Source organism: Burkholderia sp. BCC1644, assembly GCF_902833225.1.
GTDB lineage: Bacteria > Pseudomonadota > Gammaproteobacteria > Burkholderiales > Burkholderiaceae > Burkholderia.
Genome location: NZ_CADFEI010000004.1, coordinates 196,030 through 216,368 on the forward strand (window position 1 = coordinate 196,030; position 20,339 = coordinate 216,368).

Genomic DNA, 20,339 nt, shown 5'->3' on the forward strand with positions numbered 1-20,339 from the left:
TTGGGTGCTGCCTGATGGATCAGTCCGCCTGCGTGCGATCGAACGCGACGCGGCCGGCGCCATTCAGGACGAGCGCAAGCAGGCCGCCTGCCATCGACAGATTCATCATGAAGAATGTCTGCTGCGTCTGATCGCCACCGCTGTGGAAGATCACCGCGGCGACGACCGAAAAGATCGCGAGCCCGAGCGCCGCGAGACGCGTCATGAATCCGGCGATCAGCGCGAGACCTCCGGCGACCTCGACGACGATCACGAGCGGAAGCAGCGCGCCCGATACGCCCATGTGCGCCATATATTGCTGGGTTCCCGCGTAGTTGAATAGCTTGCTGATGCCTGCGCCGAGATACACGCCGGCGATGAGGAGCCGTACGAGGACCGATAGCACGATGTTGACGGCGGGAACGCGGACGGCCGTTCGGTAAAGTGCACGGTTGATTGACGTAATCATTTGGATTCCAAAATAAAAGGTTGGGTGGATTGCCGATACGGTTTCGTGTCTTGCAATCTGTCGGGTGAATGCCTGCTTACGCGTCGAACGTCGGATAGTCGGTGTAACCGGCTTCGCCGCCGCCGTAAGCCGTCGACATGTCCGCATGCGCGAGCGGGCGGTCTTGTCGGGTGCGCGTCACGAAGTCGGGGTTCGCGATGAACGGGTAGCCGAATGAAACGAGATCGGCATTTCCGTCGTGCAGTGCCTGTTCCGCGCGTGCTTTCGTGTAGCCGCTGTTCGCGACGTAGAACCCGCCGAACGCACGGCGCAATGCCCGGTAGTCGAATGGCGCTGCTTGATCGGACGCCACCTGCGGAATGCCTTCGACGACATGCAGGTAGATCGCGAGACCGGTCAGCCGGTCGGCGAACCGTTCGAACAGTGCCTGCGGATTGCTGTCCGAGATGCCGCCGAAATGGGGGGTGACCGGAGAAATGCGAACACCCAGGCGATCGGGGCCCACGACACGCCCGACCGCCCGGACGACATCCAGCGGCAATCGAATACGGTGGTCGATCGTGCCGCCGTACTCGTCCGTGCGCCGGTTCGTCCCGTCGCGCAGGAACTGATCGAGCAGATAGCCGTTCCCCGCGTGGATCTCGACACCATCGAAACCTGCCTCCAGCGCGGCGTGCGCCGCATGCACGTATTGCTCGACGATGCCGGGCATTTCATTCGTGTCGAGCGCACGTGGTACCGGATGCGGTTTCGGTCCGGTCGGCGTGAATGCGTTCCCGTCCGGCTGAATCGCCGATGGTGCGACGGGCAGCGCGCCGTCGCTCTGCAGATCCGGATGGCCGATGCGGCCGACGTGCGCGAACTGGACGAAAATGCGGCCGCCTTCACGATGCACTGCGTCGGTTACCTGCTTCCAGCCCGCAATTTGCGCGTCGCTGTAAATTCCCGGCGTGAACGGATAGCCCTTGCCCTGCGGCGAGATCTGCGTGCCTTCCGTGACGATCAGACCTGCCGACGCTCGTTGCGCGTAATAGCGGGCATTGACCGCGCCGGGCGCGTCGCCGGCGCCGGCGCGGCTGCGCGTCATCGGGGCCATCACGATGCGGTTGTCGAGCGTGATCCGACCGAAATCGAGCGGTTCGAACAGCGCGGAGCCGGTCGTTTCCGGCCGCGGCGGAGGGGAGTGGTGAGTCGTCATGATTCCATCTTCCTGGTTGCGTTCAGTGGGCGTCGAAGCGCGTGCCGGAAGGCCGGGAGTGCAGGCTTCGAACGCTGCTGAGCAGGAATTTAGGAGAATGTCGTGATCTAAACAATCGTCTAGAATTGATCGTTAAAATCAACTTTCTTGATTGTTCATGGATCGAAGCCCCAATCTGGATCAACTGCGCGCGTTCATCGCGGTGGTCGAAGCCGGCAGCTTTTCCGGCGCGGCCCGGCGGCTCGAGCGTGCCCAGTCCGTCGTCAGTTACGCGGTTGCCAATCTGGAATCGTTGCTTGGCGTGCCGCTGTTTGAACGTGGCAAGCGGCGGCCGACGTTGACGGCTGCGGGCGAAATCGTCCTGGCGGATGCGCGTCGGCTCGACATGCTGGTGGGCCAGCTTCAGGCAAAGACCGCCGGGTTGCGTGGCGGAGTGGAAGCGGAGCTGTCGCTGGCGGTGGACGTGATGTTTCCGTTGACGAAGCTCGTCGAGGGATTGAGCGCGTTCGCCGAAGCATTCCCCACGGTCGCGCTCAACCTGACGATCGAAGCGCTCGGCGGCGTGATGAAGCTGGTGCTCGACGGAGGGTGCTCGCTCGGCATCAGCGGGCCTGCTCAAAGCTGGCCGGACGTGATCGATGCGACGTCCATGGGCTCGATCGAACTGGTCACGGTCGCCGCGCCCACGCATCCTCTCGCGCAGCGTAGGGGAACCGTGCCGCTGTCCGACGCGCGCGAATATACGCAGCTTGTGCTGACCGACAGAAGCAAACTGACCGAAGGGCAGTCGTACGGCATCTACGCGACCCGCACATGGAAGACCGCGGACCTCGGCGCGAAGCACCGTCTGTTGCTCGAAGGGCTAGGGTGGGGATCCATGCCGACACACCTGATCGACGATGATTTGCGGCAAGGCAGGCTGGCCGTCGTGCGGTTGTCCGATCGTGACGTGTTTCGCTACGGCGTGTCGTTGATTCGACGAGCCGACCGTGCCTGCGGACCCGCGACGCAATGGCTGATCGACTATCTGACCCGCCTTGGCGGATCGGGTACCTGAAACGCGATGCCGGGTTCGCCCGTGCAACGCGGATGACGGGGCATGACGCGCCCACCGTGCCCTTGCCACGTCGCTGCGACGAAATCAACGCCATGTGATACTGGCGCGCACGTCGTACCGGACGCCTCGCCGCGATCCGCACACGCGCTCCCGCCGATAGACTTCAACGCAATTTGCCTCTCGCCAGACCCACTGTCATGACCGACTCGACCTATCACTATTACGAACCGTCGCAAGGCCACGGCTTGCCGCACGATCCCTTGAATGCAATCGTCGGCCCGCGTCCGATCGGCTGGATCTCATCCCGCGGCAGTGACGGCACGGTCAACCTCGCGCCCTACAGCTTCTTCAACGCATTCAACTACCGGCCGCCGATCATCGGCTTTTCGAGCACCGCCGCCAAGGACAGCCTGCGCAACGTGCAGGAGACCGGCGAGTTCGTCTGGAACCTCGCGACGCGCGAGCTCGCCGAGCGGATGAACCAGACGTGTGCCGCGGTGCCGTACGACGTGGACGAGTTCGAACTCGGCGGCCTGACCGCCGTGCCGTCGCGCCTGGTCGACGTGCCGCGTGTCGCGGAAAGCGGCGTCAACTTCGAGTGCAAGGTGACCGACGTGATTCGCCTGCGCGATCACCATGGCGTGGAAACGCCGGCGTCGCTCGTACTGGGCGAGGTCGTCGCCGTTCATATCCGGAAGGATCTGCTGAAGGACGGCATCTTCGACACGTTCGGTGCGGGCATCATTCTTCGCGCGGGCGGCCCGTCGGCCTATGTGCATGTCACGCCCGACAGCCGTTTCGACCTCTTTCGCCCCGACGCATGATTCAACGTGCGCCGGGACAACCGGCAAGCGGGCGCTGACGCGCCCGAACGGACAGCAACAGGCCCCGCGGAAATCCGGGATTTCGCGGGGCCTGTTGTTTTCGTGGCGTTCGAGCGGATGCGTCGACCGTCCGCGGGACTCGGCGTCGGTCTGCCAAGTTTTGGATATTTGCCCATAAAACAGCCGCCGATCTCGTGAAAAATCGTGCATCTTGACGATGAGTCGGCCGGCCGGACTGCGTACCATGCGCAGATCAAAATACCGAATATCCGGAGACAAGTATGGGCATCGCCCCCGCCACCGCGCCCCTCGCGACCGACGCATTGAGCAGCGGTTATCGGAAGGTCACGTCACGCGTGATTCCGCTGATCTTTATCTGTTACCTGTTCAATTACCTCGACCGCGTCAACGTCGGGTTCGCGAAGCTGCAGATGCTCAGCGATCTCAAGATGAGCGAGACCGTCTACGGACTGGGCGCGGGCGTGTTCTTCATCGGCTACGTGCTGGCCGGTGTGCCGAGCAACCTGATGCTCAGGCGCGTCGGCGCGCGTATCTGGATCGCGATCATCATGTGCCTGTGGGGCGCGCTTTCCGCGTCGCTGCTGCTCGTGAGAACCCCCGAATCGTTCTACGCGCTGCGATTTCTGACGGGTATCGCCGAGGCCGGGTTCTTTCCCGGCATGGTGCTGTTTCTGACGCAGTGGTATCCGTCGGCGCGTCGCGGCCGTGCGATTGCACTCTTCATGTCGGCGATTCCGGTTTCCGGCGTGCTCGGCGGCCCGCTGTCGGGCTGGATGCTGACGCATTTCGCGGCCGGGCAGAGCGGGCTCGCCGCCTGGCAATGGCTCTTTCTGCTGCAGGGTGTGCCGACCGTCCTGCTCGGTGTCGCCGTGTTCTTTCTGCTGCAGGACCGGATTGCCGACGCCACGTGGCTGAACGAAAGCGAGAAAGCCGCGCTCGCGCAGGCGCTGGCAGATGACGCCGCGGCGCACGGGTCTGCCGCCGGCAAGCCGCAAAGCGCCACGCCGGTGCGCGACATCGTGTGCAACCTCGCGGTATGGAAGTTCGGCCTCGTGTACTTCAGCATTCAGATGGGGGTGTACGCGATCAACTTCTGGCTGCCGACCATCATCAAATCGCTCGGGATCGGCAACGACGGCATGGTCGGATGGCTGAGCGCGGTTCCGTACCTGTTCGCGGCGATCGCGATGATCGTCGTGGGACGATCGGCGGATGCGCGCCGGGAACGCCGCTGGCATCTGAGCGTGCCGATGGCAATCGGCGTCGCCGGCCTGCTGATCGCGGCCCGGTTCGACAACCAGATCGCTCCCGCGATGATCGGCCTGACGCTCGCGACCTCCGGCGCGCTGACCGCGCTCGCGATGTTCTGGCCGCTGCCGACCGCGGTACTCGCCGGTACGGCCGCGGCGGGTGGCGTCGCACTCATCAATTCGCTCGGGCAGATCGCGGGTTTCGTGAGCCCCTACATCGTCGGCTGGATCAAGGACGCCACGCATCGTACCGATATCGCGCTCTATCTGCTGTCGAGCGCGATGGTGGTCGGTTTCGTGCTCGTCATGCGAACGCCGGCCCGTCAGGTCAACCGTTGACACAGGGCCACGTCGCGCGCACGGCGCGCGACACTGCCCGACGTGCCGGCAAAGGCATGAGGATACCTAAATGAAAATCGTTATCGCACCCGATTCCTTCAAGGAAAGCCTGAGCGCCATCGACGTTGCGCGGCAGATCGAGGCCGGCTTCCGCGAGATATTCGCCGACGCGGCGTATCTGTGCCTGCCGATCGCCGATGGCGGCGAGGGCACGGTGGACGCATTGATCGCCGCCGTCGGCGGGGACCGGCGCAGCGCCACGGTCGAGGACCCGCTCGGCCGGCCGGTCGCCGCCGCTTACGGCTTGCTGAGCGACGGCACGGCCGTCATCGAAATGGCGGCCGCGAGCGGCCTGCATCTCGTCGCGCCGATGGAGCGCAACCCGCTCGTCACGTCGAGCCGCGGTACCGGGGAACTGATTCGTGCGGCGCTCGACGACGGCGCGCGGCGATTCATCGTCGGCATTGGCGGGAGTGCGACCAACGACGGCGGCGCCGGCATGCTGCAGGCGCTCGGCGCGAAACTGACCGACGCCGACGGGCGGGAGATCGGCCGCGGCGGCGGTGCACTGGCGGCGCTCGCGCACATCGACACAGCCACGCTCGATGCGAGGCTCGCATCATGCCGCTTCGAAATCGCGTGCGATGTGGACAACCCGCTCGTCGGCCCGAACGGCGCATCCGCGGTTTTCGGCCCGCAAAAGGGGGCGACGCCGGCGACGGTTGCCTGTCTCGACGACAACCTGCGGCATTTCGCCGACGTGATCGCGCGCGATCTGAACCGTCCGGTCGCGGCGCTGCCGGGTGGCGGGGCCGCGGGCGGCATGGGGGCGGCGATGCTGGCCTGCCTGAACGCGACGCTGCGTCCCGGCGTGCAGATCGTGACGGAAGCCGTGGGCTTGCATGAAGCGATTCGCGACGCGCAACTCGTGGTGACGGGGGAGGGATGCCTCGACGGCCAGACCGTGCACGGCAAGGCGCCGATCGGCGTCGCGCGGATCGCGGCCGAGCACGGCGTGCCGGTCATCGCAATCGGCGGCGCCGTGTCCGGAACCGCGGGCGCGATCTACCAGCATGGTGTCGACGCGATGTTCGCGTCGGTCAGACGCGCGTGCTCGCTTGGCGAGGCATTCGAGGAGGCCGCATCCAACGTGCGCTTCGCCGCACGCAACATCGCCGCAGCCATTCGGCTCGGTCATCGCATCGCGCAACGGAGTTAATCATGTCCATCGAGAACAGGGCAAACGGCGGCCAGCGCCGTTCGACGAAGATCATCGCAACGCTCGGGCCGTCGAGTTCGAGCGAAGCGGCCATCGAGGCGATGGCGCGTGCCGGCGCCGACGTGTTTCGCCTCAATTTCAGTCATGGCACGCACGACGACCATGCGGCGCGGCATACGGCAATCCGGACGGTCGAGGCTCGCCTGGGCCGGCCGATCGGCATTCTGATCGACCTCCAGGGCCCCAAGCTCAGGGTCGGCAAATTCGCCCAGGGGCGAGAGCGCGTGGTCAAGGGGCAGACTTTCGTCTTCGACGCCGACGAAGCGCCGGGCGATGCGCACCGTGTGCACTTGCCGCATCCGGAGATTTTCGCGGCCGTACAGCCCGGCCATCAACTGCTGGTCGACGACGGCAAGCTCCGTTTCAAGGTGCGGAGTGCCACGCCGGGACGCATCGAAACGGAAGCGCTCGTCGACGGTGCGATCTCCGATCGCAAGGGCGTGAGCGTGCCGGACGCGCCACTCGCGATACGGGCCATGTCACGCAAGGATCGCGACGATCTCGCGTTCGGGCTGTCGCTCGGCATCGATTGGGTCGCGCTCTCGTTCGTGCAGACCGAAGCTGACGTGCGCGACGCGCGCAGCCTGATCGGTTCGCGGGCGAACATCGTCGCCAAGATCGAGAAACCGCAGGCCGTCGCGAACATCGCGGGCATCATCGACGCGGCCGATGCGTTGATGGTGGCGCGCGGGGATCTTGGCGTGGAAATGTCGATCGAAGACGTGCCGGGCGTGCAGAAGCGGCTCGTGCGCCTCGCTCGCGCGGCCGGCAAGCCGGTCATCGTCGCCACGCAAATGCTCGAATCGATGACGTCGTCCCCGACGCCGACGCGCGCCGAGGCTTCCGACGTCGCCGCGGCCGTCTACGAAGGCGCCGATGCGGTGATGCTGTCGGCCGAATCGGCGTCGGGCGAATATCCGATCGACGCGGTGACTTTCATGCGGAAGATCGTGTCGACCGTCGAGGCCGATCCGCTGCGGCGTGAGCTCATGAAGGCGAACGCGACCGCGCATGCGCCGAATGCGACCGACGCGATCGGCGCGGCGATCGAGGCGGTGTCGGATACGCTGACGCTGGACGCAGCGGTGACCTATACGACGTCGGGCGCCACGGCGCTCCGGCTGTCGCGCCTTCGGCCGCGGGCCGCGATCCTGAGCCTGACGCCACACGTCGACGTCGCGCGACGGCTCACGCTGGCGTGGGGCGTGCATTCGCGCGTCGGCGCCGAGGCGGTCGGAATTGAAAACGTCGTCGAGATCGCAATCGCGGCGGCGCGCGAGGAAGGATTGTCGACGGGAGAACGGCCCGTCGTCGTCGCGGCCGGCGTGCCGTTCGGCCATCCCGGCTCGACCAACCTGATGCGCATCGTCTGGCCGACGGAAATCGTTCAGGGCGGCTCGCCGGCCTGAGCGCGTCCGTGCGCCGGCCTGCCGTCGGGGCGGTTATTTCCTGATAGACTCGCCAGCCGTGATGATCGATTCCCGCCTCGCGACAGCGATCGTGGAACGCACGCTCGACGTGATTCCATTCGATGTCAATGTCATGGACGCGCACGGCTCGATCCTCGCGAGCAGCGACGCGAAGCGCGTCGGCGAACTGCACGCGGGGGCGCAGCTCGCGCTGGCCGGCGCGCGCACGGTCGAGATCGATGCGGACATGGCACAACGCCTGCACGGCGTGCGGCCGGGCGTCAATCTGCCACTCAGCGTGCGCGGGCAGCTGTGCGGGGTGATCGGCGTAACCGGCGATCCGGCCGAGGTTCGCCGGTTCGGCGAGCTGCTGAGAATTACCGCGGAAATGCTCCTCGAACGCGAACAACTGACGCACGAGCTGCGCCAGAACGCGCGCCACCGCGAGGCGTTCGTGCTGCAGCTGATCGAGCGCCGGGGCGCGGCCGCCGAACTGGATGCGTGGGCGCAGCGGCTCGGCATCGACTGCGGGCTCCCGCGGGTCGCGATCGTCTGCCGTCTCACTCATGTCGATGCGAATCCCGAGGCCGGGGTGGCGCAGATCGAGCGGATGCAGTCGCAGCTCGCCGACGAGCGGCCACACCAGCTGACCGCGAAGACATCGTTCCGCGAACTCGTGATCTTCGATCCGATCGACGCGCGTGCGGTCGAACTCGACGCGGTGGCCGATGCCGCCCGCAAGGCGCTGGACGCGCTCGAGACGATCCTGGGCCAGAAGGCGACGCAGCCGTTCAAGCTGGCACTCGGCATCGCAATGGACGGCGTCGCCGGCTTCGAGCGTTCCTACCAGTGCGCACTGACGACGCTCCGCGTCGGCATCGAGCGCATGCCGCAGCGGACGACGTTCTCGTATTACGAATTCAGTCTGCCGGTCCTGCTGTCGGGTATGTCGCAGAGCTGGCAGGCTCAGCAATTGCAGTTGCCGCTCAAGCGGCTGCTTGCGTTGGGCCGGCGTTCCGGCCCGTTGCTCGATACCTTGCGGGCATGGTACGCGTCGGACGGACACCTTGGGGCGACCGCCGCGCTGCTCGGCATCCACCGCAATACGCTCGACTATCGGCTGCAACAGGTTTGCGACGCGACCCGTCTCGATCTGTCGGTGATGGACGATCGACTCCTGCTGTATATCGCGCTGCAGATCAGCGAAAAATGACTGCGGCCGCGCGCCGGACCGGCGCGTGTGCCTGAACCGCGCTGGTCACGACACACCTTTCCTCTCTCCTCGCCAGACATGGCAAATCTGCTCACCGTGGTCGAGCGGGTTGGTCATCGACGCCAGTCGCCGCAAGGCATAAATTTCCAAGGTTGACGTGCTTATCCGCACGTCAGCCCGCGCGCAGGCCGGCAACCGGCCGCGCGTCCCCAAACAGCGTGAGACACAATCGAGCGTGGAGACGACACGATGAGCCTGTCAGAGCCATTGCGTCTGCATGTGCCGGAGCCCACCGGGCGTCCGGGCTGCAAGACGGATTTTTCCTATCTGCATCTATCGCCGGCCGGCGCAGTCCGCCGCCCGCCGATCGACGTAGCCGCGGCGGACACCGCCGATCTCGCCCGCAGCCTCGTGCGCGTGCTCGACGACAGCGGCAAGGCCGTCGGCCCGTGGGCGCCGGATCTCGACGATGCGCACCTGATCGCCGGGCTGCGCGCGATGCTCAAGACCCGCATTTTCGACGCGCGCATGATGATCGCGCAGCGCCAGAAGAAAATCTCCTTCTACATGTTGAGCCTCGGCGAAGAGGCGATCGGCACCGCGCACGCGATGGCGCTGCGTGACGGCGACATGTGCTTCCCGACCTACCGCCAGCAGAGCATCCTGATCGCGCGCGACGTGTCGCTCGAGCGAATGATCTGCCAGCTGATGTCGAACGAAGGCGACCCGCTGAAGGGGCGCCAGCTTCCGGTGATGTATTCGGATCGCGAAGCCGGCTTCTTCTCCATTTCGGGCAACCTCGCGACGCAGTTCATCCAGGCGGTCGGCTGGGCGATGGCGTCGGCGATCAAGGGCGACACGAAGATCGCGTCCGCGTGGATCGGCGACGGCGCGACGGCCGAAGCCGACTTCCATACCGCGCTCACGTTCGCGCACGTATACCGCGCACCGGTCGTGCTGAACGTCGTCAACAACCAGTGGGCGATCTCGACGTTCCAGGCGATCGCGGGCGGCGAAGGCACGACCTTCGCCGGGCGCGGCGTCGGTTGCGGGATCGCGTCGCTGCGCGTCGACGGCAACGATTTCCTCGCGATCTACGCGGCGTCGAGCTGGGCGGCCGAACGCGCGCGCCGCAATCTCGGCCCGACGCTGATCGAGTGGGTGACCTATCGCGCGGGTGCGCATTCGACGTCGGACGATCCGACCAAGTACCGGCCGAGCGACGACTGGTCCCATTTCCCGCTGGGCGACCCGATCGAGCGTTTCAAGCGCCACCTGATCGCGAAGGGCATCTGGTCGGACAGCGCGCACGACGCGCTGACTGCCGAACTCGAAGCCGAGGTGATCGCCGCGCAGAAGGAAGCGGAGAAATACGGGACGCTGGCCGACGACCGGATTCCGTCGCCCGCATCGATGTTCGACGACGTGTACAAGGAGCTGCCTGCGCACCTGCGCCGTCAGCGCCAGGAACTGGGAGCATGATCATGGCGCAACAAGAGACAGGCACGGCGACGCAGCCGATGACGATGATCCAGGCGTTGCGCTCCGCGATGGACGTGATGCTCGGGCGCGACAGCGACGTGGTCGTGTTCGGGCAGGACGTCGGTTATTTCGGCGGCGTGTTCCGCTGTACCGAAGGACTGCAGAACAAATACGGCAAGTCGCGCGTGTTCGATGCGCCGATCTCCGAAGGCGGGATCGTCGGCGCGGCGGTCGGGATGGGGGCGTACGGGCTGCGCCCCGTGTGCGAGATCCAGTTCGCCGACTATTTCTACCCGGCGTCCGACCAGATCGTGTCGGAAGGCGCGCGGCTGCGCTATCGCTCGGCCGGCCAGTTCATCGCGCCGATGACGATCCGGATGCCGTGCGGCGGCGGCATCTACGGCGGCCAGACGCACAGCCAGAGCCCGGAGGCGATGTTCACGCAGGTGTGCGGGTTGCGCACGGTGATGCCGTCGAATCCGTACGACGCGAAAGGGCTGCTGATCGCATCGATCGAGAACGACGACCCGGTGATCTTCCTCGAGCCGAAGCGGCTGTACAACGGGCCGTTCGACGGCCATCACGAACGGCCGGTCACGTCGTGGCTCAAGCATCCGGCGAGCGCGGTACCCGAGGGCTATTACACGGTGCCGCTCGATACGGCCGCCATCGTGCGGCCCGGCAACGATGTGACGGTGCTGACGTACGGTACGACCGTGCACGTGTCGCTCGCCGCGGCCGAGGAGACGGGCATCGACGCGGAGGTGATCGACCTGCGCACGCTGTGGCCGCTCGATCTCGACACGATCGTCGCGTCGGTCCGCAAGACCGGGCGCTGCGTCGTGGTGCACGAGGCGACGCGCACCTGCGGCTATGGCGCGGAACTCGTGTCGCTGGTTCAGGAACACTGCTTCTACCACCTCGAAGCGCCGGTCGAGCGCACGACGGGCTGGGACACGCCGTATCCGCATGCGCAGGAATGGGCGTACTTTCCGGGCCCGACCCGGGTCGGTGAAGCGTTGCGACGCGTGATGGAGGCCTGAGATGGGGATTCATGTCATCAAGATGCCGGATATCGGCGAAGGGATCGCCGAGGTCGAGCTGGTGGCCTGGCATGTGGAAGTCGGGCAGGTGATCAAGGAAGACCAGCCGCTCGCCGACGTGATGACCGACAAGGCGGCGGTCGAGATTCCGTCGCCGGTGACGGGCAAGGTGATCGAGCTCGGCGGCCGCATCGGCGAGATGATGGCGGTCGGCAGCGAGCTGATTCGCCTCGAGGTCGAAGGCGCCGGCAATCTGAAGGCCGGCGCACCGGTGCGGGAATCTAAGGTAGAAACCGCACCGGTCGCGGTGGCGCCGTCGAAGCCGGCGGCCGACCTGCCGGCCGAGCCGCCTGCACGGCCGGCGGCGAGTCACGCGCCGGCGAAGCCGCGTCGCGAGGAACCTGCGACCCGGCCGCGTGCGGCGCTCGCGCCGGGCGAACGGCCGCTCGCGTCGCCGGCTGTGCGTCAGCGCGCGTGGGACATAGGCGTCGAGCTGCGCTATGTGCGCGGCACCGGTGAAGCGGGGCGGATCCTGCATGCGGACCTCGATGCGTATGCGGGCGCCGGTGGCGGTGCTGCGCGCCCGTCGCACGCGCACGGTTACGACGAACGCCACGACGAAACCGAAGTGCCGGTGATCGGCTTGCGGCGTGCGATCGCGCGCAAGATGCAGGAAGCGAAGCGCCGCATTCCGCACTTCAGCTACGTCGAGGAAATCGACGTCACCGAACTCGAATCGTTGCGCGCGGAACTGAACCGCCGCTACGGCGACACGCGTGGAAAGCTCACGCCGCTGCCGCTGCTGATCCGCGCGATGGTGATCGCGCTGCGCGATTTTCCGCAGATCAACGCGCGCTTCGACGACGAAGCGGGTGTCGTCACGCGCTACGGCGCGGTGCACATGGGCGTCGCGACGCAGACGGACGGCGGCCTCACGGTGCCTGTGCTGCGTCATGCGGAAGCGAAGGACGTGTGGTCGATTTCCGCCGAGATCGCCCGGCTCGCCGATGCGGTACGCGCGAACCGCGCGCAGCGCGACGAGCTGAGCGGTTCGACGATCACGATTTCGAGCCTCGGCGCGCTCGGCGGCATCGTGTCGACACCGGTGATCAATCATCCGGAAGTCGGCATCGTCGGCGTGAACCGGATCGTCGAGCGGCCGATGATCCGCGACGGCGCGGTCGTCGCGCGCAAGATGATGAACCTGTCGTCGTCGTTCGACCATCGCGTCGTCGATGGCGCGGATGCGGCCGAATTCATCCAGGCCGTGCGCGCGGTGCTCGAACGCCCGGCCATGCTGTTCGTGGAGTGAGCACGATGAAGAACGAACACACCACACTGCTCGTCGTCGGCGGCGGCCCGGGCGGCTACGTCGCCGCGATTCGCGCCGGCCAGCTCGGCATCCCGACCGTGCTCGTCGAACGCGACCGGCTCGGCGGCACCTGCCTGAATATCGGCTGTATTCCGTCGAAGGCGCTGATCCACGTGGCCGATGCGTTCGAACAGGCGTGCGGTCACGCGGGCGAAGGCGCGCTCGGGATCCGCGTGCGCACGCCCGAGATCGACATTGCGAAAAGCGTCGCGTGGAAGGACGGCATCGTCGACCGGCTCACGCGCGGCGTCGGCGCGCTGCTCAAGAAGAACGGCGTGCGCGTGCTGCATGGCGACGCACACGTAGTCGACGGCAAGACCGTCGATGTCGTCACCGGCGGCCACTCGGTGCGGATCAGTTGCGAACACCTGTTGCTCGCGACGGGCTCCGAGCCGGTCGAGCTGCCGACGATGCCGTTCGGCGGGCACGTCGTGTCGTCGACCGAAGCGCTGTCGCCCGCGACGTTGCCGAAGCGGCTGGTCGTCGTCGGCGCCGGGTATATCGGGCTCGAACTCGGGATCGTCTATCGCAAGCTCGGTGTCGACGTCAGCGTCGTCGAAGCGGCCGAGCGCGTGCTGCCCGCGTACGATGCCGAACTCTCGCGGCCGGTGGCCGACTCGCTCGCGCGGCTCGGTGTCCATCTGCGGCTCGGCCACAAGGTGCTCGGGCTGGCGGAGAAGGGCGCGGTGCGCGTGCAGGCCGCCGACGGCGCCGAGCAGACGCTGCCGGCCGATCGCGTGCTGGTGGCCGTCGGCCGCCGGCCGCGCGTCGACGGATTCGGGCTGGAGACGCTGCAGCTCGATCGCAACGGCCGTGCGCTGCGGATCGACGACGAATGCCGGACGTCGATGCGCAACGTGTGGGCGATCGGCGACGTCGCCGGCGAGCCGATGCTCGCGCATCGTGCGATGGCGCAAGGCGAGATGGTCGCCGAGCTGATTGCCGGCCGGCGCCGCCAGTTCGTGCCGGCGTCGATTCCGGCCGTGTGCTTCACGGATCCCGAGATCGTGACGGCCGGCTGGTCGCCGGACGACGCGCACGCGGCCGGCGTCGATTGCCTGAGCGCATCGTTCCCGTTCGCGGCGAACGGGCGCGCGATGACGCTGCAGGCGACCGACGGGTTCGTGCGGGTCGTCGCGCGGCGCGACAACCACCTGATCGTCGGCTGGCAGGCCGTCGGGCGCGGCGTGTCGGAGCTGGCTGCCGCGTTCTCGCAGTCGCTGGAGATGGGCGCGCGGCTGGAGGATATCGGCGGCACGATCCATGCGCACCCGACGCTCGGCGAGGCGCTGCAGGAAGCGGCGTTGCGTGCGCTCGGGCATGCGTTGCATGTCTGACGGGCGCTTGTGACACGGAGCCGCCGATGCGCAACGCACGCATCGGCGGTTTTCCGTTTGCGGCACCGGTTTCCGTGCCGGCGCGTGCGCTGCTCGTCAAGACGGCGCGCGGTGGTCGACGTATTCCGCCGTCACCTCGCGATAGAACGCGTCGATCGCATCGACCATCTGCGACAGCCCCGGCTGTTCGAGCGGATAGTGGCCCGCGTTCTCCAGCATCGTCACCTTGACCGGCACGCGGCGAATGCGCGCAAGGAACGGTTCGCTCAGGTGCAGCGGCGTCCAGCGGTCCGCGGCCGGTTGCGTGAGCAGGACCGGACATACCGCGAAATCCTCCGGCTCGACCGCGGGCCGGTACGACATGTAGGAATCGAGAAACGCGATCGTCATCGCGTTGCCGGCGGAGGTGCGATCGGACAGCCACACCTTCAGCGCATCCGGGTCGTTGACGAGCGCGGACATCTTGCTGGCGAGCGTCATCGGCACGCGCATCGATTTAAGCGGGGTCATCGCGGTGAGATGCATCATCGGCCCGCCGACGCGGCTCATGAACACGTTGCGCGCGGTTTCGTCGCGCACCTGCTGAAGGCGCTGGTCGAGGAAGGTCATGCCGACGATGCCCTTGACCTTGCCGTTCAGCGCGGCCACGTGATACGTGAGCATGCCGCCCGCGCTCAGCCCGTACAGCACGATCGGCCGGTCGTCCTTCGCGCGCTCCGCGTCGATCAGGTCGCTGCCGGCGCGCACCCAGTCGTCGTAGCGAACCAGTGCGCCGTTGGCCACCTCGGTCATCCCGTATTCGGGCATGTCGACCGCGATCGTTTCGTAGCCGCGGCGCGCCAGCTGCTCGCCGAGGATCATCGACATCTGCCGGCCGTTGGTGCCCACGCCATGGAACAGGATCACCTTCACCCGCGCCTGCGGGTTGCGGTACGTGTCGAGATGCATGCGATGGCCGTGCCAGGACCACCATTCTTCCGTCGGTTGCCGGCCGTTCTTCCACTGGAAGTCGGCCGGAAGGAATTTCTGCATGTCGCGCCAGACGGGCTGGTCTGCGTAGGTCCTGGGCATGGTGGCGGGCTCCGGTGGGGTGGGCGAAACGGCATCGTCGGCCAGCGCCGGTGCGAGCGGTGCGCCCGACAGGCCGGCGGCCAGCAGTAGCGTGCGGGCCGGACGAAAGAGCGAGGAGAGCTTCATGGTGATCGACGCCGTGCGGGTTGCGATGTCGTCCATCATCGGCGCCCCGGCTCGCACGATCCATGCTGCGGCAGGCCAACCGCTTTAGAATCTAGGCCAACCCCACGTCGCGAGGCGTCTGATGAATGTCTGGAACTTTGCCCGCAGCCCGGCTTCCGTCCTGCTGATGATCGAGTTCGGGCGTGACCGGAAGATCGCGTCATCGGCATTGCTCAAGGGCTCGCAGCTCACGCTGAAGCAGCTTGCCGACCCCGATTTCACGGTGCTGGCCGCGCAGGAGCTGGCTGTTGCGTCGAACCTGCTGGATCTGACGTCCGGCGAGGCCGGCATCGGCCTGAAAGTCGGCCTGTCGTACCAGCTGTCTGCATACGGGCTGCTCGGTTACGGGCTGCTGAGCAGCGCGACGGGCATGGACGCGGTCGCGCTCGCCGGCCGCTACCTGGCGCTGACCTACACGTTCGTCGGGATGACGTTCCGCCGAATCGGGCCGCACGACGCGATTCAGTTCGACGCGTCGCCGGAGCTTGCCGCGAACGTGCAGCGTTTCTTCGTCGAACGCGCGATGGGCGCGACGTGCCGCGTGCTGCGCGACGTGATCGGCAGCGCGTTCGAACTCGCGACGTTCGACCTGGCGTGCGACGCCGGATCCGGTTCCGAAGCGAAACAGACGGTGCTCGGCGCGAAGATCCGGCATGGCCAGCCTGCCAGTACGCTCACGTTCGAACATGCGCATCTCGAGCGGCCGTTGCCGCAGGCGAATGCCGCGACCGCGGCGATGTGCGAGCGCATGTGTGCGGAGCTGATGACACGCCGGCGCACGCGCGTCGATCTCGTGTCGTTCCTGAACGAGTACCTCGCCACGCGCCCGTTCGACCGGCCGCCGCAACTGAAAGACATCGCGACGCTGCTCAACACGAGCGAGCGCACGTTGAAGCGCCGCCTGCAAGAAGAGGGTGCGTGCTTCCGCGACATCTCGAACGCGGTACGCAAGGCGCGTGCGCAGGCGCTGATCGCCGAGGGAAGCTTGTCGATCAAGGAGATCGCGGAGGAGCTGGGCTTCAGCGACATGTCGTCGTTCTCGCAGGCATACAAGCGCTGGACGGGTGTTGCGCCGAGCGTGTCGCGACAGGAAGCGACCGCTTCATAGCATGTGAACCGCCACGACTTCGCCGATAAAAAAGCCCGTGGGCGACCTGACGCTCACGGGCTTTTCCGTTTCCACAGCGGGGCGGGCCGGCACGATCCGCGCCGGCCTGCGCGGCATCACCACGAATGCCCGATGCCGCCGTTGACCATCATGCGCGAGCCGTTCACCGTGCCGACACCGAGCTTGATCACGGTGTTCTGCGTGATCCGCGCGCTGCCGCCGACCGCGATTGCCGTATAGCCGCCGTAGTTGCCGAACCCGGCGCCGACCGAGACGACCTTGCCCGGATCGACCTGCGGCATCCCCGCGAGCGCGCCGGCGATCGCGATCCCCGAATAGGCGTTGCGTGCGAGATCGTTCACGCCTTGCTGAATCGCGCCGACCCGCTGGTCGGTGTAGCGGTTCGCCGATTCGGTCGCCATCGTCAGCTGATTCAGGTTGACCGCGTCGGTGCCCTGCGTGCCCGGTGCGACGTTGACGATCTGGCGCTGCTGCTCCGCGGTGCCGACCGAGACCACGTTCGAGCGGCCGCCGTCGTTCGAGTTCGCGCCGATCGCGACCGAGTTGGAGCCGGCCGTGACGGTCGGCGCATCGGTGCCCGAACCGTTCATGTCCGCGGTGATGCCCGTGTTGCGCGACGCCGACGTCGACAGGTTGTTGATCTGCGTGTTGATGTTCGTCACGCTGGTCGACAGCGACGACACGCGGTCGTTGGTCGTCGACAGGCCGGTGGACAACGACGTCACGCTCGTCGACGTAGAGGTCGACAGCGAGCCCAGCGCTTCGTTGGTCGACGACAGGCCGGTCGACAGCGAACCGATGCTGGTCGACGTCGACGTGGACAGCGAGGCGAGATTGCTGTTCGTCGAGCTCAACCCGGTCGACAGCGATGCGACGTTCAGGTTGGTCGCGTGCAGCTGGCTGCCGTTGATCGCATCGGTGCTGTCGGCACTGACGCGGCCAGCCGCGACGTTCTGGATCTGGCGTTCCTGGCCCGGCGAGCCGACGCTGAACACGCCGAACGGGTTCGCCCCCGCATATCCGCCGAAATGCAGGTCGCCGATGCTCGACGACGACACGCCGACCGCGGCGCCGGTGACCGAGCGGTTGCCGATCGCCACCGAGTTGTCGAGGTTCGCGACCGCGTTCGGGCCGATCGCGACGCTGTTCGCGCCGGTGGCCTGGCTGTCGGCCTCGGTCGAGTTCGCGTGGAAGTACTTCGCGCCCTTCGCGTTGAGGTTGTCGATCGCGTCGCCTACGTTGGCGTGGGTCGTCGTCGTGCCGTCGTTGTTGTACGTCACGTACGACGGCGCGGTGATCTTCCCGGTTACCGGATCGTATGTGGCGCCGCCGCCGAGCGCGTCGGCCGTGCTGTTGCCGAGGTTCGTCGTGTTGACGGTGACCGAGCTGATGCTCGTCGACAGCGAGCTGAGGCCCGACGACGTCGACGTGGACAGCGACGTCATCGTGCTGTCGGTCGCGCTGAGGCCGGTCGACAGCGAATGGATGCCCGTCGAGGCCGACGTGGACAACGACGCGAGCGTGCTGTTGGTCGTCGACAGCCCGGTCGACGTGGAGGTCGACAACGACGTGACCGTGTCGTTGGTCGTGCTCAGGCCGGTCGACAGCGACACGAAGCCGGTCGACGTCGAGGTCGACAACGAGACCAGATTGTCATTCGTTGTACTGATCGTGGTGGACAAGGAACCGACGGTCGTCGACGTGGCGGTCGACAGCGACGTCAGGTTCTTGCCGAGCGTATCGATGCCGGTCGATGTGGACGTGGACAGCGAAACCAGCGTGTTGTGGGTGGTCGACAGGCCGGTGGACGTCGCGGTCGACAGCGATGCGACGGCGTTGTCGGTCGTGCTCAGGCCGGTCGACAGCGAGGCCATGTTGCTGTCGACGATGCGCAGGCTGTCGGCGGTCGACGTCGACAATGACGTGAGCGTGTCGTTCGTCGTGGAGAGGCCGGTCGACGTCGAGGTCGACAGGCTCGTGAGGTTGGAGCCTACCGTGCCGAGTTCGACGTTGGTCGCGTTCAGCTGCGAGCCGTTGACGGCGTCGGTGCTGTTCGCGTTGAGCTGACCGGCCGCGACGTTGGTGATCGTCCGTTCGCGATTCTGGTTGCCGACGCTCACCGTCCCGACGGGCGCGGTGCCTTTGAAGTCGTATGCGCGGCCGTTGATCGTCGCGCCGCTCGTGCCGGTGGCAGCCGCGGTGACCGCGCCGCCGCCCAGCGCGACCGAGTTCGCGTCGGCAGCCGTTGCGCTCGCACCGATCGCGACCGCACCCGCGCCCGACGCGACCGCACGCGGCCCGATCGCGCTAGCGGCCTGTGCGCTGGCGTTGGCCTGTGCGCCGATCGACACGCTGGTGGCGGCCGAACTCGTCGCGCGGTCGCCCAGTGCGATCGCGCTCGTTGCAGTGGCGGCGGCGGACGAGCCTGCGCCCAGCGCGCCGCGAGCGGTCGCTTCCGCCGCGCGGCCGAGCGCCGTGCCGGTATGGCTCGACGACGCGTTCGCGCCGATCGCCGTGCTGTTTTCCGTGGCCGAGCTGTTGTAGCCGATCGCGGCGGCGCCCGTGTAGCCACCCGTGCCGGCCTTCGCGCCCGCGCCGAGCGCGATCGCGCCGAAGCCGCCGCCGGTGGTGATCGCGCGGGCGTCCTGGCCGATCGCGACGTTGCCGGCGCCGGTCGAGCCGCTGCTGCTGGCCGCACCCGCACCGATCGCAACGTCGCCATGGCCGGTCGCCGATGCGTTCACGCCTGCCGCGAGTGCGTTGTTGCCGGTGGCGCCGTCGTTGTTGTAGTTCGCGCCGGCGGTGCCGCCGTCGTTGACGCTGTAATAACGCGTGGTCGCGGCATCGATCGCGGCCGACGTGGCGGTCGACAGCGACGCGAGACCGTTCGATGCGGCGGTGTCGACGGCGGCCAGCTGCCGGACGTTCACGGCATCGGTGTCCTGCGTGCCGCCGGCGACGCGGGTGATCTGGCGTTCCGCGCCGGCGCTGCCGACGGACACGACGCCGTTCGATGCGACGGCTGCATTGGAGAAGCGCTCCGTGCCCGAACCGGTGCGGTCGGCGACCGAGCCCTGGCCGAGCGCGACTGCATTGGCGACGCTCGCGTTCGAGCGGTAGCCGACGGCCACGCCGCTTGTACCGGTTGCGGTGGATTTCCCGCCCATCGCGAGCGAGCCTTCGCCGGTCGCGTTGGCTTCGGCTGCAAAGGCCGCCGCATAGGTGCCGCCCGTCGCCTTCGAGCGCGAGCCGACCGACGTCAGGAAGCTGGCCGTCGTCGCACCGGCGCGGTTGCCGGTTTGCGTCGCCGTGGCTTCATCGCCGATCGCGACGGACCAGTAGTCGGCGCAGGCGGCCCACGTGCCGGAGCACTGGTAGCCGGTATCGCCGCCGACGGACACGTAGGCGAGGCTGTCGAGGGGAATCAGGGTCGCGGCGGCGGCGGAGAGGGTGGCAGCAACGCGTGCGGAAGCCGATACCTTGCTCGACGTTTTCTTGCCGTTGGCGCGGGTGGTTTCGGAGGTGGCGACCCAGGCGCCCAGTGCGTCGTTCCAGATCGTACGGAAAGTGCGGTTCATAGTCTGTCTCGGAAAAAAGAGGACGCCGCACCGCGATACGATGACTTGAGGAATTAAGGCAGCTGGATGGGCGTTCCCGGGTGAATTAAGAGATAACGAATGAGACGAATCTTACAGATTGAAA

At 66.9% G+C, this 20,339-nt stretch carries 15 protein-coding genes; 11 read left to right on the plus strand and 4 right to left on the minus strand.

All coding sequences use genetic code 11. The annotated features are described in order from the left end of the window. Window positions 1-19: 19 nt before the first annotated feature. Window positions 20-448, minus strand: coding sequence for a DoxX family protein (locus tag HWX87_RS09705; RefSeq protein ID WP_176046938.1), 429 nt, complete (start codon window positions 446-448; stop codon window positions 20-22). 76 nt (window positions 449-524) lie between these two features. Continuing rightward, window positions 525-1,646 (minus strand): alkene reductase, encoded by a 1,122-nt coding sequence (locus tag HWX87_RS09710; RefSeq protein WP_176046939.1) that lies wholly within the window; start codon window positions 1,644-1,646, stop codon window positions 525-527. Between the two features lie 157 nt (window positions 1,647-1,803). On the opposite strand from HWX87_RS09710, the gene HWX87_RS09715 reads away from it, so the two are divergent. The 10 genes from HWX87_RS09715 (at window position 1,804) to lpdA (ending at window position 14,272) form a co-directional block, all read left to right on the plus strand. Continuing rightward, window positions 1,804-2,703, plus strand: coding sequence for a LysR family transcriptional regulator (locus HWX87_RS09715; RefSeq protein ID WP_176046940.1), 900 nt, complete (start codon window positions 1,804-1,806; stop codon window positions 2,701-2,703). A gap of 197 nt (window positions 2,704-2,900) precedes the next feature. Beyond that, a complete protein-coding gene (locus tag HWX87_RS09720) occupies window positions 2,901-3,527 on the plus strand; it encodes a flavin reductase family protein (RefSeq protein ID WP_176046941.1) in 627 nt (208 codons plus the stop codon). A gap of 281 nt (window positions 3,528-3,808) precedes the next feature. Then, window positions 3,809-5,137, plus strand: coding sequence for an MFS transporter (locus tag HWX87_RS09725; RefSeq protein ID WP_176046942.1), 1,329 nt, complete (start codon window positions 3,809-3,811; stop codon window positions 5,135-5,137). A 70-nt stretch (window positions 5,138-5,207) separates the two neighbouring features. Next, on the plus strand, window positions 5,208-6,356 hold the full coding sequence (locus HWX87_RS09730; protein WP_176046943.1) for a glycerate kinase: 1,149 nt from the start codon (window positions 5,208-5,210) through the stop codon (window positions 6,354-6,356). Window positions 6,357-6,358: 2 nt separating this feature from the next. Further along, a complete protein-coding gene (gene pyk / locus HWX87_RS09735) occupies window positions 6,359-7,825 on the plus strand; it encodes a pyruvate kinase (RefSeq protein ID WP_176046944.1) in 1,467 nt (488 codons plus the stop codon). Window positions 7,826-7,883: 58 nt separating this feature from the next. Continuing rightward, window positions 7,884-9,038, plus strand: coding sequence for a sugar diacid recognition domain-containing protein (locus HWX87_RS09740; protein WP_176046945.1), 1,155 nt, complete (start codon window positions 7,884-7,886; stop codon window positions 9,036-9,038). Window positions 9,039-9,287: 249 nt separating this feature from the next. After that, window positions 9,288-10,520, plus strand: a complete 1,233-nt coding sequence (locus HWX87_RS09745; RefSeq protein WP_176046946.1) for a 3-methyl-2-oxobutanoate dehydrogenase (2-methylpropanoyl-transferring) subunit alpha — start codon at window positions 9,288-9,290, stop codon at window positions 10,518-10,520. A 2-nt stretch (window positions 10,521-10,522) separates the two neighbouring features. Then, complete coding sequence (locus HWX87_RS09750; RefSeq protein ID WP_176046947.1) at window positions 10,523-11,563, plus strand: alpha-ketoacid dehydrogenase subunit beta; 1,041 nt, start codon at window positions 10,523-10,525, stop codon at window positions 11,561-11,563. Between the two features lies 1 nt (window position 11,564). Beyond that, window positions 11,565-12,875: a dihydrolipoamide acetyltransferase family protein gene (locus HWX87_RS09755; RefSeq protein ID WP_176046948.1), complete on the plus strand. Its 1,311-nt coding sequence runs from the start codon at window positions 11,565-11,567 to the stop codon at window positions 12,873-12,875. A 5-nt stretch (window positions 12,876-12,880) separates the two neighbouring features. Beyond that, a complete protein-coding gene (gene lpdA / locus HWX87_RS09760; RefSeq protein ID WP_176046949.1) occupies window positions 12,881-14,272 on the plus strand; it encodes a dihydrolipoyl dehydrogenase in 1,392 nt (463 codons plus the stop codon). A gap of 96 nt (window positions 14,273-14,368) precedes the next feature. On the opposite strand, the gene HWX87_RS09765 is transcribed toward lpdA, so the two are convergent. Beyond that, window positions 14,369-15,469, minus strand: a complete 1,101-nt coding sequence (locus HWX87_RS09765; protein WP_244137649.1) for an alpha/beta fold hydrolase — start codon at window positions 15,467-15,469, stop codon at window positions 14,369-14,371. A gap of 121 nt (window positions 15,470-15,590) precedes the next feature. On the opposite strand from HWX87_RS09765, the gene HWX87_RS09770 reads away from it, so the two are divergent. Next, complete coding sequence (locus HWX87_RS09770; RefSeq protein WP_176046950.1) at window positions 15,591-16,616, plus strand: AraC family transcriptional regulator; 1,026 nt, start codon at window positions 15,591-15,593, stop codon at window positions 16,614-16,616. A 116-nt stretch (window positions 16,617-16,732) separates the two neighbouring features. Here the strand turns inward: HWX87_RS09770 and HWX87_RS09775 are convergent, their stop codons facing one another. Beyond that, on the minus strand, window positions 16,733-20,215 hold the full coding sequence (locus HWX87_RS09775) for an ESPR-type extended signal peptide-containing protein (protein ID WP_176046951.1): 3,483 nt from the start codon (window positions 20,213-20,215) through the stop codon (window positions 16,733-16,735). Window positions 20,216-20,339 lie beyond the last annotated feature (124 nt).